Annotated in this window: 13 protein-coding genes; 4 read left to right on the forward strand and 9 right to left on the reverse strand. The window is 66.1% G+C overall.

Features of this window, described 5'->3' with window-relative positions; genetic code table 11:
* Positions 1-3: 3 nt before the first annotated feature.
* Positions 4-1503: an RCC1 domain-containing protein gene (locus tag ACSQ9E_RS24460; protein ID WP_436219410.1), complete on the reverse strand. Its 1500-nt coding sequence runs from the start codon at positions 1501-1503 to the stop codon at positions 4-6.
* Between the two features lie 570 nt (positions 1504-2073).
* Here ACSQ9E_RS24460 and ACSQ9E_RS24465 point away from each other — a divergent pair.
* Both ACSQ9E_RS24465 and groL read left to right on the forward strand, forming a co-directional pair.
* Positions 2074-2364, forward strand: coding sequence for a co-chaperone GroES (locus ACSQ9E_RS24465; RefSeq protein WP_057200209.1), 291 nt, complete (start codon positions 2074-2076; stop codon positions 2362-2364).
* A gap of 167 nt (positions 2365-2531) precedes the next feature.
* A complete protein-coding gene (groL, locus tag ACSQ9E_RS24470) occupies positions 2532-4181 on the forward strand; it encodes a chaperonin GroEL (RefSeq protein ID WP_305741879.1) in 1650 nt (549 codons plus the stop codon).
* A 134-nt stretch (positions 4182-4315) separates the two neighbouring features.
* On the opposite strand, the gene ACSQ9E_RS24475 is transcribed toward groL, so the two are convergent.
* The 3 genes from ACSQ9E_RS24475 to edd form a co-directional block, all read right to left on the reverse strand.
* Positions 4316-4615, reverse strand: coding sequence for a DUF805 domain-containing protein (locus ACSQ9E_RS24475; RefSeq protein ID WP_305741878.1), 300 nt, complete (start codon positions 4613-4615; stop codon positions 4316-4318).
* 126 nt (positions 4616-4741) lie between these two features.
* Positions 4742-5398 (reverse strand): bifunctional 4-hydroxy-2-oxoglutarate aldolase/2-dehydro-3-deoxy-phosphogluconate aldolase, encoded by a 657-nt coding sequence (locus tag ACSQ9E_RS24480; RefSeq protein WP_436219411.1) that lies wholly within the window; start codon positions 5396-5398, stop codon positions 4742-4744.
* Entirely contained in the window at positions 5389-7158 is a 1770-nt protein-coding gene (gene edd / locus ACSQ9E_RS24485; RefSeq protein ID WP_436219412.1) for a phosphogluconate dehydratase, read from the reverse strand. Before edd ends, ACSQ9E_RS24480 begins: the two co-directional genes overlap by 10 nt.
* A gap of 102 nt (positions 7159-7260) precedes the next feature.
* Here edd and ACSQ9E_RS24490 point away from each other — a divergent pair, with 102 nt between their 5' ends.
* Positions 7261-8178: an SMP-30/gluconolactonase/LRE family protein gene (locus ACSQ9E_RS24490; protein WP_436219413.1), complete on the forward strand. Its 918-nt coding sequence runs from the start codon at positions 7261-7263 to the stop codon at positions 8176-8178.
* 9 nt (positions 8179-8187) lie between these two features.
* On the opposite strand, the gene ACSQ9E_RS24495 is transcribed toward ACSQ9E_RS24490, so the two are convergent.
* Together ACSQ9E_RS24495 and pgi are read right to left on the reverse strand one after the other, a co-directional pair.
* Positions 8188-9402, reverse strand: coding sequence for an AGE family epimerase/isomerase (locus tag ACSQ9E_RS24495; protein WP_436219414.1), 1215 nt, complete (start codon positions 9400-9402; stop codon positions 8188-8190).
* An 87-nt stretch (positions 9403-9489) separates the two neighbouring features.
* Positions 9490-11052, reverse strand: a complete 1563-nt coding sequence (pgi, locus tag ACSQ9E_RS24500) for a glucose-6-phosphate isomerase (RefSeq protein WP_436219415.1) — start codon at positions 11050-11052, stop codon at positions 9490-9492.
* Positions 11053-11242: 190 nt separating this feature from the next.
* Between pgi and zwf the strand changes: the two genes are divergently transcribed.
* The gene (zwf, locus tag ACSQ9E_RS24505) at positions 11243-12697 is read left to right on the forward strand and encodes a glucose-6-phosphate dehydrogenase (protein ID WP_436219416.1); all 1455 of its coding nucleotides are present in this window, start codon (positions 11243-11245) and stop codon (positions 12695-12697) included.
* A 149-nt stretch (positions 12698-12846) separates the two neighbouring features.
* Here zwf and ACSQ9E_RS24510 read toward each other — a convergent pair whose 3' ends face one another.
* The 3 genes from ACSQ9E_RS24510 to gloA2 form a co-directional block, all read right to left on the reverse strand.
* A complete protein-coding gene (locus tag ACSQ9E_RS24510) occupies positions 12847-13140 on the reverse strand; it encodes a DUF4148 domain-containing protein (RefSeq protein ID WP_428000083.1) in 294 nt (97 codons plus the stop codon).
* 57 nt (positions 13141-13197) lie between these two features.
* Positions 13198-13491: a DUF4148 domain-containing protein gene (locus ACSQ9E_RS24515; protein WP_145699468.1), complete on the reverse strand. Its 294-nt coding sequence runs from the start codon at positions 13489-13491 to the stop codon at positions 13198-13200.
* Positions 13492-13751: 260 nt separating this feature from the next.
* The gene (gene gloA2 / locus ACSQ9E_RS24520) at positions 13752-14165 is read right to left on the reverse strand and encodes an SMU1112c/YaeR family gloxylase I-like metalloprotein (protein ID WP_436219417.1); all 414 of its coding nucleotides are present in this window, start codon (positions 14163-14165) and stop codon (positions 13752-13754) included.
* Position 14166: the final 1 nt, after the last annotated feature.

The following is a 14166-nucleotide window of genomic DNA, read 5'->3' on the forward strand; positions in this document are numbered from 1 at the left end:
CGCTCAGTTCAGCGTGTGGACGACCTTGTAGCGGCCGGCACGGACCATCTCCGCTGCGGCCGTGGCATCGTCACCCACACCGTACCCCACCACCAACTGCACACCCTCCAGCCCGCTGAAGTTCAGGCCGGACGCAATGTTCACGGGCACCGTGCGGGGCAGCGGGCCACGTCCGTACGCCGGGAAGACGCCTCCGGTGTAGGGCGCCCATCCGTTCGGGCCCAGGAAGAGGGCCGTCGATCCGGCGAGTGCGGCCACATAGACCCGCCCCGTCTTGCCGCGGTGCAATGGCGATATCAGGGCGCCCACGTCCACCGTGACGTTGCTCAGGGGGCCATCCTGCCCTCCGGCAAAGGTGCCGGGGGCTTCACCCACCCGGCCAGCATCGAATGGTGCCCCATTGGCCAGCGTCACCCGCACGGGAGTCGTGGATTTGTCCGGGGCGCCTGTGGCCAGGTGGGTGGTCTTGCCCCACACCCAGACGCTGCCGTCCACGCCGATCGCCGCGGAGATCGCCGAGCCCGCTGCTGCGGCCACGACAGGCGGCAGGCCCGCAATGTGCGCGATCTTGGGTACTTCGGTCGAGGGGTTCACCAGGGTGCCATCGCCAAGCTGGCCGGCGCTGTTGACGCCGCAGGCATGCACGGCGCCATCGGCATCGACGAACAGGGTGTGGCCGTCGCCGGGCTCGATCTGCTGGATGCGCGACAGGCCGAGGATGGGGGAGATGTCGATCAGGGCAAAACCGCCGTTCTGGATGCCCTTCTGGCCGCAGTAGGGGGCGTTGGTCGATGCCTGGCCCCAGACGGCGACGGTGCCGTCGCTCTTGAGGGCGTAGTACTGACCGGCGATGTTGATGGAGGTCGAGGCCACGGCCTGCACGCTGCCCAGGGCGTCGATCACGACCGGGGCCGTGGCGGTCCCGGCAACAGGGGCCAGTGCCTTGTTGCCGTTGGATCCCCAGGCGACCACCTTGCCGTCCTGGCGCAGCGCGAGCACGGCTGCGTCCGATGCGCTCACCGCCACAGCGCCCTGCGCGCCGGCCACCAGGCGGGGCACGGGGTTGCCGCCGCCACTGGTCTGCCCGGTACCCAGTTGCGCCGTGCTGTTGCTGCCCCACGCAAAGACCTGGCCAGACACGTCGGTTGCAAAGGCCGCCGCCGTGTTGGTCCCGGCATTGATGCTGACGATGTTCGACAGGCCGTTGATCTGCACCGGCACGCTGGTGCCACTGCCGCCGGTGCGGCCACCCGAGTTGTCACCCCAGGCCCAGACGGTGCCGTCGGCCTTGAGCGCCATCGAGAATGAGCCCCGTGCCACCACCTGGACCACGTTCTGCAGCGAGGGGATCTGCGTGGGCGACGTGCGGGTGCTGGAATTGCCAAGGCCCAGTTGCCCGCCATTGCCGTAACCCCACGACCAGACCGTGCCGTCGGCACGCAACACGAGGGCATGGTCGTAGCCCATGGAGATGGCGGGCTGCACAGCGTGGGCAGAAGTCATCGCAAAAGCACAGCACAGGGCAGCAGCACCCAGGGCAACGGCAGTGCTCAAAGGCTTTTTCGTCATCAGATGTTTCATCGGTTCCCTCAAAAAAGTAAAAAAGAAAGATTGGCTGGACGCTTGGCGCCTGATCGCGTGGGGCGGGAAAAGCCGTACCGCAACCTCCGGGAGCCGGACCGTGGCGGGATGCGCCCCGTGTGCCCCTCAGCCAGCCAGCGGCGCCAGGGGCACGAAGCGGCAAGCCGCAATGCGATGGCGACGAGCGTCAAGACAGCGCAAGGTACCCATGGATGGCTTCCTGCGCCCCACCCCGCAGGGGTGAGGGATTTCCCTGCTCCTGCGCAAAAATGGGGTGGATCGGCCCGACCCCTTGCAAGCCATCGGCACAACTGGAAGCGTGTTTGACACCCTTCCAATCACCCCATGTCTTGAAACGGCAACAAATGCCCGTATCATTAGCACTCACTGCAACGGAGTGCTAACACTCCCTTGTTGGATGGAGTTTGGTAGCGCCTGGCCCTGTTCAGGCGCTTCGTACTGTCGGTAATTTTTTGACCCAGGAGCAATGCAATGAATCTTCGCCCCCTGCACGATCGCGTGATCGTCAAGCGTATCGAAAGCGAAACCACGACCGCCTCCGGCATCGTGATCCCCGACAACGCCGCTGAAAAGCCCGATCAAGGTGAAGTGCTGGCCGTCGGCCCCGGCAAGAAGAACGACAAGGGCGAACTGCTCGCCCTGAACGTGAAGGTCGGCGACCGCGTTCTGTTCGGCAAGTACTCGGGCCAGACCGTCAAGATCAAGGGCGACGAGCTGCTGGTCATGAAGGAAGACGACCTGTTCGCCGTGGTGGAGAAGTAAAGCTACTGCGCAGGCGCCATGCGTCGTTGCGCGGTGCTCGCAATCCTTACGTACAGGAAGTACGTTCCGGTTGCTGTGCTCCGTGCGCCTAGCCTGGCACCTGCTCGCTACGCTTTCCCCTCTCCCCCAAGCCAGTAATTGATTCAGTTAAATTTCAGGAGCTCCAAATGGCAGCAAAAGACGTAGTTTTCGGCGGCGAAGCCCGCGCACGCATGGTTGAAGGCGTGAACATCCTGGCCAATGCGGTCAAGGTGACCCTGGGCCCCAAGGGCCGCAATGTGGTGCTGGAGCGCTCGTTCGGCGCCCCTACCGTGACCAAGGACGGTGTGTCCGTGGCCAAGGAAATCGAACTCAAGGACAAGCTGCAGAACATGGGCGCCCAGCTCGTGAAGGAAGTGGCCTCCAAGACCAGCGACAACGCTGGTGACGGCACCACCACCGCCACCGTGCTGGCCCAGGCCATCGTGCGCGAAGGCTTCAAGTACGTGGCCGCCGGCATCAACCCGATGGACCTGAAGCGTGGTATCGACAAGGCCGTGACGGCCCTGGTGGAAGAGCTGAAGAAGGCTTCCAAGCCCACCACCACCTCCAAGGAAATCGCCCAGGTCGGTTCGATCTCGGCCAACTCCGACGAAACCATCGGCAAGCTGATCGCTGACGCCATGGACAAGGTTGGCAAGGAAGGCGTGATCACCGTGGAAGACGGCAAGTCCCTCGACTCCGAACTGGACGTCGTGGAAGGCATGCAGTTCGACCGTGGCTACCTGTCGCCCTACTTCATCAACAACCCCGAAAAGCAATCCGCGATTCTGGACAACCCCTTCGTGCTGCTGTTCGACAAGAAGATCAGCAACATCCGCGACCTGCTGCCCACGCTGGAGCAAGTGGCCAAGGCCGGCCGTCCTCTGCTGATCGTGGCAGAAGAAGTCGAAGGCGAAGCCCTGGCGACGCTGGTGGTCAACACCATCCGCGGCATCCTGAAGGTCGTGGCTGTGAAGGCCCCTGGCTTCGGCGATCGCCGCAAGGCCATGCTGGAAGACATCGCCATCCTGACGGGCGGCAAGGTCATCGCTGAAGAAGTGGGCCTGACGCTCGAGAAGGTGACCCTGGCCGACCTGGGCCAGGCCAAGCGCATCGAAGTGGGCAAGGAAAACACCATCATCATCGACGGCGCTGGTGCTGCTGGTGACATCGAAGCCCGCGTCAAGCAAGTGCGCGTGCAGATCGAGGAAGCCACGTCCGACTACGACCGCGAAAAGCTGCAAGAACGCGTGGCCAAGCTGGCCGGCGGTGTGGCCGTGATCAAGGTCGGCGCTGCCACCGAAGTCGAAATGAAGGAAAAGAAGGCCCGCGTGGAAGACGCACTGCACGCTACCCGTGCAGCGGTGGAAGAAGGCGTTGTGGCCGGTGGTGGCGTGGCCCTGCTGCGTGCCAAGCAAGCCGTGGGCGACCGCGTCAAAGGTGACAACGCTGACCAGGAAGCCGGTATCAAGCTGGTGCTCAAGGCCATCGAAGCGCCTCTGCGCGAAATCGTGAACAACGCCGGCGGCGAAGCCTCCGTGGTGGTGAACGCCGTGTTGGCCGGTTCGGGCAACTTCGGTTTCAACGCTGCCAACGACAGCTACGGCGACATGCTCGAACTGGGCATTCTGGACCCCACGAAGGTGACCCGCACGGCCCTGCAAAACGCTGCCTCCGTGGCATCGCTGCTGCTGACGACCGAGTGCATGGTTGCTGAAGCCCCCAAGGATGAAGCCGGTGCCGGCGGCATGCCTGACATGGGCGGCATGGGTGGCATGGGCGGCATGGGCATGTAATTGCCCGGCCCGGCGCAGTGACCCGTTCACTGCGCTGCCAACCAGCAAAAAGCCCGCAGGCCTTACGGTCTGCGGGCTTTTTTCATGGTGCGCGGTTCTGGTACCGCGCGCTGACATCCCTCATGCGGAATCGATCACTCTCCGCTGGGCTGCACCCACCAGTACAGCAGCACCAGGCCGCCGATGCCAGTCAGCGACAGCAGTTGCCACCAGCCCGAACGGCCAATGTCATGCAGCCGGCGGGCGCCAACGGCCAGTACGGGAAGCAACAGCGCCAGCGCCGCGATGGCGTAGGCGATCTCGCTGATGAAGGCGGTAACCAGCAGCACCAGAATCTGGAACAGGGCGAACCACCAGAACTCCGAGCGCGGCGCCCGGCCGGTGAAGCCCGCGTACTGGCTGAAGCACGACTTGATAGCTTGAGCAAAATCCATGGAGAAGCCCTCTCTTGGTGAAATGTTGAGTACTTGCTGTTGCGGAGCGAATGCCCCTCTCCATGATAAGCGGCAAGGATGACCTCCCCAAAGCACGCCGCGGGCAGCGATCGAAACCGGCTTTCTTCAGCTGGCTTGCCGCAGCGCCTGCGTGGCCTGCGCCAGCTGCGTGATGCGCGCCCAGTCGCCCGAGCGCACGGCATCGGCCGGCGTGAGCCACGAGCCGCCCACGCAGCGCACATTGGGCAGCGCCAGGTAATTCGGCGCCGTGGCATTGGTGATGCCACCGGTGGGGCAAAAACTTACCTGGCCGAACGGGCTGGCCCAGGATTTGAGCAGCGGGATGCCGCCCACGGCCTCGGCCGGGAAGAGCTTGAGGAACTGGAAGCCATCGGCCAGCGCCTGCATGATCTCGCTGGAGGTGGCCACGCCCGGCAGCAGGGGCAGGTTCAGCCCCTTGCAGGCCGAGCCGACTGCCGAGGTGTAGCCCGGGCTCACGGCAAAACGGGCACCGGCCTCGCTCGCGCGGCGCGCATCCTCGGCATTGAGCACGGTGCCCACGCCCACCACGGCCTCGGGCAGCTGGCGAGCAATCGCCTCGATGGCGGGCAGGCCTGCGGGCGTGCGCAGCGTGACCTCGAGCACCTTGACGCCACCGGCGAGCAAGGCCTCGGCCAGCGGGATCGCGTCTTCGACACGGTCGATCACGATCACCGGGATCACCGGGCCGTAGCTGGCGATCTCGAGGGGGTTCAGGGCGGGGGTTGAGGCATTCACAGCCATGTACAGGCTCCTTGTTCAGCGCCGCCCGCATGGCGGCGAAAGTTGGCAAACAGTTCACGCCCGAAGCCGGTGGCCACGGGCGCCTTGCATTCGTCAGGGGTGCGCGCGGCCCATTCGGCATCGTCCACCAGCACGTCGAGCGTGCCCGCCACGGCGTCCACGCGCAGCAGGTCGCCGTCGCGCACCTTGGCCAGCGGGCCGCCGCCCAGCGCCTCGGGCGTCACGTGGATGGCGGCCGGGACCTTGCCCGAGGCACCGCTCATGCGGCCGTCGGTCACCAGCGCCACCTTGAAGCCCTGGTTCTGCAGCACGGCCAGTGGCGGCGTGAGCTTGTGCAGCTCGGGCATGCCATTGGCGCGCGGGCCCTGGAAACGCACCACGGCCACCATGTCCTGCTGCACTTCGCCCGCAGCGAAGGCCGCGAGCAACTCCTCCTGCGAGTCGAACACGCGCGCAGGCGCCTCGATGATGTGGCGGTCTTCCGGCACGGCCGAAACCTTGATCACGGCACGGCCCAGGCGCCCCTGCAGCAGGCGCAGGCCGCCCGTCGGCGAGAACGGCTCGACCACCGGGCGCAGCACGGCCAGGTCGCCCGAAGTGGCGGGCGCCGGCGCACCACCGGCCGCGATGCCGCCCTCGTTCACGCTCAGCACGTCAGGGTGCATGAGGCCGTTGGCCAGCAGCTCGCGCAGGATCCAGGGCGGGCCGCCCGCGGCCTGGAACTGGTTCACGTCGGCATCGCCGTTGGGGTAGACGCGGGCCAGCAGCGGCACCACGGAAGACAGGTCGTCGAAATCGGTCCAGTCGATCAGGATGCCGGCGCTGCGCGCGATCGCCACCCAGTGGATCAGGTGGTTGGTGGAGCCCCCCGTGGCCAGCAGCGCGGCCATGGCGTTGACGATGCAGCGCTCGTCCACCACATGCGCGATGGGCGTGAAGCGCTTGCCGCGCTTGCCGATGTCGAGCACGGTGCGCATGGCCTGGCGCGTGAATTCCTCGCGCTCACCAGTCCCTGGCGGGGTGAACGCCGCATCGGGCACGTGCAGGCCCATGGCCTCGAGCAGCATCTGGTTGCTGTTGGCCGTGCCGTAGAAGGTGCAGGTGCCGGGGCTGTGGTACGCGGCCGATTCGGCCTTGAGCAGCTCATCCCGGCCGACCAGGCCCTGCGCGTAGAGCTCACGCACCTTGGCCTTGTCCTTGTTGGGCAGGCCCGAACCCATGGGGCCGGCGGGCACGAACACGCAGGGCAGGTGGCCGTAGTGCAGCGCACCGATCAGCAGGCCCGGCACGATCTTGTCGCACACGCCGAGCAGCAGCACGCCGTCGAACACGTCGTGGGACAGCGCTACCGCAGTGGCCATGGCAATGGCGTCCCGGGAGAACAGCGACAGCTCCATGCCGGGTGTGCCCTGCGTCACGCCATCGCACATGGCGGGCACGCCGCCGGCCACCTGGGCCATGGCACCGTGGCGCGCGGCCTCGTCGCGCAGCAGCGCCGGGTAACTCTGGTAGGGCTGGTGGGCCGACAGCATGTCGTTGTAGGCCGTGACGATGCCGATGTTGGGCGCCTTCTCGACCGTGACCTTGAATTTTTCAGAGCCCGGCAGCGCCGCATAGGCATGGGCCAGGTTGGCGCAGCCCATGCGGTCCTGCGGCGGCTTGCGCTGGACCATGGCGTCGACCATGGCCAGATAGGCGGCGCGGGTGTCCTTGCTGCGCTCGATGATGCGGGCCGTCACGCGCGATACGACTGAATGCATGCGATGCTCCATCGGGGGTGGATTTGGATAGTGGGGAAAAGAGATTACAGCTCCAACGGGAGCCTCTAGAATGTAACTCGATAACCACCCCGGATCAAGCCAATGTCCCTGCAGACCCTGCTTTTGCCGCCCTCGGAACTGGGCGAATCGCCGTTCTGGCATCCCCATGAAACATCCCTTTACTGGTGCGACATCCAAGGAAAGCGGGTGAACGCCTGGGCGCCGGCCAGCGCGCAACTGCGCACCTGGGACATGCCCTCCGAACCGGGCTGTTGCGCCCCTGTGGCAGGCAAGAAACTAGTAATCGGGTTACGGGATGGTTTCTACCTGCTCGACACCACCAGCGGTGCCCTCACCTGCCTGGCGCTGCTGCCCGGCGATGTGCACGACACCCGCGTGCTGCGCCTGAACGATGGCCGCTGCGATTCGGCGGGCCGGTTCTGGGCTGGGTCGGTGATCAGCCCGCGCACGGCGCCCGACGCGGCACTGTGGCGGCTGGAGGCGGCGCCCGGCGGCTTTCGGGTGCAGAAGATGGCGGGCGAGAACTTCACCGCCAACGGCCTGGCCTTCAGCCCGGACGACCGCTGGCTCTACTGGTCCAACACACCCGAGCACCGCATCGACCGCTTTGCGTTCGATGCCGCCACCGGCAGCATCGAAAGCCGTGCGCCGTGGGCGACCTTCCCGCCCAAGGTGGCGGGCGAGCCCTATGGCGGCCGCCCCGATGGCGCGGCCGTGGACGTGCAGGGCAACTACTGGGTGGCCATGTACGAGGGTGCCTGCGTGCTGCAGCTCTCTCCCGCAGGCCAGGTGCTGCAGCGCGTTGCCATGCCAGTGCAATGCCCCACCATGGTCTGCTTTGGCGGCGACGACCTGCGCACGCTGTACATCACCTCGGCGCGCGCCGGCCGGCCGCAAGCGGAACTGGATGCGGCCATTCCGGCGGGCTCGCTGTTCAGCCTGCCCGTCGAAGTGCCGGGCCTGCCCGTGAACTTCTTCCAGGCCAGCGCGGCGATGTAAGACCCGTGCTCAGGGTGCGCGCTGCGCGCCCAGCGCCAGCAGCACGTCGTAGCAGGCGCCCATGTTGTGGTAATCGACCTTGCCGGCATTGCTCTTCTCGCGCGTGTGGTTGAGGTTGCGCCCGTCGAGGATGCGGAACCAGGCACCGTGCTCGTGGTCCACGAAGTGCTGCCAGCAGTAGGCCCAGATGCGCTCGTACCAATCCCAGTAGCGCGGCTCTCCGGTGTGCACGGCCAGCACGGCTGCGGCGGCCATGCTCTCGGCCTGCACCCAGTGGTACCTGCCGTCGTCGCAGATGCTGCCGTCGGGCGCCATGCCGTAGACGATGCCGCCATGGGCGGTGTCCCAGCCCTTGTCCATCGCGGCATCGAACAGGAAGCGGGCACACGGCAGGTGCCAGGGCGCGGGCGCCAGCGCATCGAGCTGCAGCAGCAGCTTGGCCCATTCGGTCTGGTGGCCGATCTGGTAGCCCCAGGGGCGGAAGATGTTGCTGCGGTCGTGGCGGTTGTAGTTCCAGTCCACCGACCAGTCGGCGCGGAAATGCTCCCACACCCAGCCGCCCGCCAACGCTGCCTGGCGCTGGCAGATGTTTTGCGCAAGCAACTCGGCGCGCTCGATGTAGCGCCGCTCGCCCGTGGCGCGAAAGGCCGAGATCATCGCCTCGCAGGCGTGCATGTTGGCGTTTTGCCCGCGGTAGTCCGCCAGGGCCCAGTCGCGAGTGGCCTCGTCGGCATAGAGGCCTTCGACCGGTTGCCAGAAGTGCTGCTCGGCGGTATCAAAGGCCTCGGCCAGCCACTGCCGCGCCTCGGGCACGCCGGCTTCGTGCGCACGGGCATACGCCAGCATCACGAAGGCCATGCCGTAACAGTGGCGCGTGGCGTCGAGCAAGGTGGCGTGGCCGCCATGCCAGTCGATCAGCCAGGCGTAGCCGCCAGTGGCCGGGTCAAGGAAGGCCGTGCGCAGGAACTGCAGCGCATGCTCCACGCCCTGGCGGTAGCGCGCCTCGCCGGTGGTCTTGAACAACATGGCATGCGTGACCACGAAGCGCGTGGCGCTCACCAGATGGCGCGTGCGCTCGTCGTAGACGGTGCCATCGTCGAGGAAGAAGTGGTACATGCCGCCGCCCGCATCGGTGGCCACGGGCTCGTAGAACGCCATGGTCTGGCGGATGTGCGCGTGCAGGAAGTCGGGCGAGCGGAAATCGGGCGGCTGCGGTGCAGTCATGGGTTTGTCTCCTCATTGGGCCGCCGGATGCGGCCTGGGCGCTTCGAAGCGCCTCGTTGTGAAATGCAGTGAACGCGGCGCTGCGGCTCAACCGCCGCGCAGGCGCGCCAGCAGGCCTGCCGTGGAGCCATCGAGCCCCGCAGCATCGCCTGACGCCAGGCGCGATTCCAAGTCGCGCGCCAGCACCTTGCCTAGCTCCACACCCCATTGGTCGAAGCTGTTGATGCCCCACAGGCTGCCGCTCACGAACACACGGTGCTCCTGCAGCGCGATCAGTGCGCCCAGCGATGCCGGGGTCAGCGACTCGAGCAGCAGGAAGGTGCTGGGCCGGTTGCCCGGAAAGTGGCGGTGCCCGTCCTCGGGGCTGGCCTTGCCCACCATCAGCGCCTGGGCCTGCGCCAGGGCGTTGGCGAGCAGCTTGTCCTGGTGGCCCGGCAGCGGGTGCGCCGCCTGGCGCACGGCAACGATCTCCAGCGGCAGCACGTCCGTGCCCTGGTGCAGCATCTGGAAGAAGGCATGCTGGCCATTGGTGCCGGGCTCGCCCCAGAGCACGGGCGAGGTGGCGTATGGCAGCTCCTGCCCGTCGGCGCCCACGCGCTTGCCATTGCTCTCCATCTCCAGCTGCTGCAGATAGGCCGGCAGCCGGCCCAGTGCCGCATGGTAGGGCGCAATGCAGCGGCTGGTGAAACCATGGAAGTTGCGGTACCAGAGGTCGAGCAGGCCCAGGCGCACCGGCAGGTTGGCGGCCAGCGGCGCGGTGCGGAAATGCTCGTCCATGGCATGCGCGCCAGCCAGCAACTCGCGAAAACCCGCCGTACCGATGGCGATGGCGATGGGCAGGCCGATGGCCGACCACAGCGAGTAGCGCCCGCCCACCCAGTCCCAGAAGCCGAAGGTGGTGGTGATGCCCAGGGCACCTGCCGCTTCCACGTTGGTGGTCAGCGCCGCAAAGTGGCGTGCCACGTCGCTGCCGCCCTCTGCGCCGAACCAGGCCAGCGCGGAGCGCGCATTGGCCATGGTCTCGGCCGTGGTGAAGGTCTTGGAGGCGATGAGAAACAGCGTGCTCTCTGCCTTGAGCCCCTGGAGCACGCCATGCAACTCGTGCCCGTCGACGTTGGAAACGAAATGCAGGCGCTTGCCCGCAGCGCGAAAGGCATCGAGCGCGAGCACCGCCATGTGCGGCCCCAGGTCCGAGCCGCCGATGCCGATGTTCACCACGTCGGTGATGGCGGCATCGCCGCGCACCTGCTCGGCGTATTGCAGCATGGCGCCCTGCGTGCCATGCACCTCGGCCAGCTTTTGCGCGATATCCGGGCCGTCACCCGGCAGCGCCAGGCCCTCAGGGCGGCGCAGCAGCGTGTGCAGTACGGCCCGGCCTTCGGTGTGGTTGATGGGCTGGCCCGCGAACATGGCATCGCGCTGTGCAGCAAGGCCACAGGCCTCGGCCATGGCCAGCAACAGGGCTTCGGTGGGCCGGTCCCACAGGTTCTTGGAGAGGTCGGCGAACACCTCAGGGGCGGACTGACTGAAGTGCGCGAAGCGCTCTCCATCCTCGGCGAAGGCCTGCCGAAGGTCCAATGCGCGCCCTTGCGCCTGGAACAAGGCCTGCAGCGCGGGCCACTGGGGAGTCTGGTCACAACGAAGGGACATGGGAGAGCTACCTGGACAGGAAAATGGAAAACGGCGAAATAGTAACTTGATTACCAAAACAGCCTGGTACTTTTTTGTTGCAGACACAGCTTGGAACGCCAATTGCTCTTCTGTCCTACACAAATCGATGTAACGTGATTACAATTTCGCGGGAAAGCACGACGACCAATGCACTGAATACGGAGACCCCATGAGTTTTGACCTTGTCCTGTTTGGCGGAACCGGCGACCTGGCATGGCGCAAGCTCATGCCGGCGCTGTTCCAGGCGTTCCGCCACGGAACGCTGCCCGAAGGGGGCCGCATCATCGCGGTGGCCCGTGACGAGCTCAGCCATGAACAATACCGCAGCCTGATCCAGTCGCGCTTCGACGGCGTGGACCTGGCCAAGCGCCCCACGCCCGACGAGTTCGCACGCTTCGGCGCCCTGCTGCACTACCTGCGCATGGACCTGTCGCAAACCCAGGACTATGCCCGCCTGGCCGCCATGCTGCACGAGCGCAACGCCGAGTCGGTGGTGATGTACGTGGCCACGGCGCCGAGCCTGTTCACCAATGTCTGCGAGCAGATCGCTGCCGTGGGCCTGAACGGCCCGACCACCCGCGTGGTGCTCGAAAAGCCCCTGGGCCACGATCTGCGCTCCAACCAGGCCATCAACGACACGCTGCGCCGCGTGCTCAAGGAAGAGCAGGTCTTTCGCATCGACCACTACCTGGGCAAGCCCTCGGTACAGAACCTGTTCGCCATGCGCTTTGGCAACGCATTGTTCGAGCCCCTGTGGCGGCGCGAAACCATCGCCAACATCCAGATCACCATTGCCGAGGAACTCGGCGTGGAGACGCGCGGCGCCTTCTACGACCAGACCGGCGCCCTGCGCGACATGGTGCAGAACCATGCCTTGCAGCTTTTGTGCGCGATCGGCATGGAGCCGCCCATCAACGCCAGCGCCAATGCCATCCGGGACGAGAAGCTCAAGGTGCTGCAGTCGCTAAAGCCCTGGAGCGTGGAGACCATCGGCCAGCACGTGATCCGCGGCCAGTACGTGGCCGGCAAGACGCACGGTGCCAGCGTGCCCGGCTACCTGCAGGAAAAAGGCGTGGTCGCCGGCAGCACCACCGAGACCTTTGTCGCGCTGCGCACCGAGATCTCCAACTGGCGCTGGGCCGGTGTGCCCTTCTACATCCGCACCGGCAAGCGGCTGGCGGGGCGCGACGCGCACATCGTGGTCAACTTCCGGCCCGTGCCGCACCCGATCTTCCGCACCTCGGCCGGCGCAGCCAACCGCCTGGTGATCAACCTGCAGCCCAAGGACGGGCTGGAGCTGCACCTGCTGGCCCAAGGTGCCGCCCAGCACCAGACCGAACCGGCCCTGTCGCAGGTGTACCTGAATCTCGACTTCGACCAGCGCTTCGGCACAGAGCGCGTGGGCGCCTACGAACGCCTGCTGCTCGACGTGATCGCCGGCCGCCTGAACCTCTTCGTGCGCAGCGACGAGCAGGAGGAAGCCTGGCGCTGGGTGGAACCCATCCTGCAGCACTGGCGCAACGATGCACTGGGCCCACGGCCCTACACGGCCGGCAGCTGGGGCCCGAGCGCCGCCAGCGCGATGATCGCGCGCGACGGCTACTGCTGGAGTGAGGAGGTCTGACGCTCCTCGCGCTGCCCCACAACGAAAAAAGGCTCCCGTTGGAGCCTTTTGTCATTCATGCCGGGTTGCGGCATTGGGGGGAAACACTTCCACATGGTGGCGGCACCCACGACCGTGAGATACCACCACCATGGGAAGGCCCGCATTCTTTACATGGCGCTGATTTCGCCCGAAGGGATCTGGCCGGTGCGAACAGCCTCGGCAGCAGCGGCACGCACGGCAGCACGGTCGGCCGTCGACTTGTAGGTCACCACACGCGAACCAGCGGGTTCGGTGCTGCGGGTCTGTGCCACGGTGGCGGCTTCAGCAGCCACTTCGGCACGGGTGCGTTGGGTTTCGAACTTGGTGGCGAACTGCGAAGCATCGGCTTCGTCAGCCTGTGCACCGAAGGAAACGAAAGCGGCAACAGCGGCCAGGGAGAGGAAACGTGCGGTCTTGTTCATGGTGATCTCGATTCTTGATTTGATTGGGGGTAGGGGGTCAGTTCAATCCGGGGCGGCTTACAGAGCGCCGATTTCGCCGGAAGAGATCTGGCCGGTGCGCACGGCATCGGCAGCCTGGGCACGCACGGCAGCGCGGTCGGCGGTGGACTTGTAGGTCACCACACGCGAACCAGCGGGCTCGATGCTGCGGGTCTGTGCCACGGTAGCGGCTTCAGCGGCCACTTCGGCGCGGGTGCGGTTGGTTTCGAACTTGGTGGCGAATTGCGAAGCATCGGCTTCGTCGGCTTGGGCACCGAAAGAAGCGAAAGCGGCAACAGCGGCGATGGAGAGGAAGCGTGCGGTCGTGTTCATGATGAAATCCTTGAATAAAAGAAGCGGCTCATAAAAACCGGGACAAAAACAACTTCGAACCGGGTTCGGTGAGTCGCCTTGCGGGTTCGGCTCATCGATGGGTTGAACTGTACGCCGCAGGTGATCAAAGAGAAACCACCCAGTCGCGAACTGACTGTTCCAGTTTTGAAAACAATGCTGCAGCGGTCGTGCATACGCCGCAATGAAAAATGCCGCCCAGGTTTCCCTGCGCGGCATCGCCCTCTCCAAAAAAGGACTGACTATGCCGGCTGCGGGCCTACCAGTTCGATGGGCAGGCCATCGGGGTCCGCAATAAACGTGAAGGGGCAACCCGTGAACGGGTCCATGCGCACGGGCTCGGCCGCGACACCATGGGCGGCCAGTGCCTGCAGGCTGGCGTCGAGGTCGCCCACCCGCAGCGCGAGGTGCCTCAGCCCGCAGGCCTCGGGGTAGGAGGGGCGCGGCGGCGCCTCGGGAAACGAGAACAGCTCGATCTGCGTGCCATCGGGCAGCGCGAGGTCGAGCTTGTACGAATGGCGCTCGGCGCGGTACGTCTCGTTCACCACGGCCAGGCCCAGCACCTCGGTATAGAAGCGCCTGGAGCGTGTGTAGTCCGAGCCGATGAGGGCCACATGGTGCACGCCCGCAAGCGCCAGCGGCGGCAGGCTCGCCACG

The sequence above is a fragment of the Acidovorax sp. LjRoot118 genome (genome assembly GCF_964253575.1).
In the GTDB taxonomy this organism is placed as follows: domain Bacteria; phylum Pseudomonadota; class Gammaproteobacteria; order Burkholderiales; family Burkholderiaceae_C; genus Acidovorax.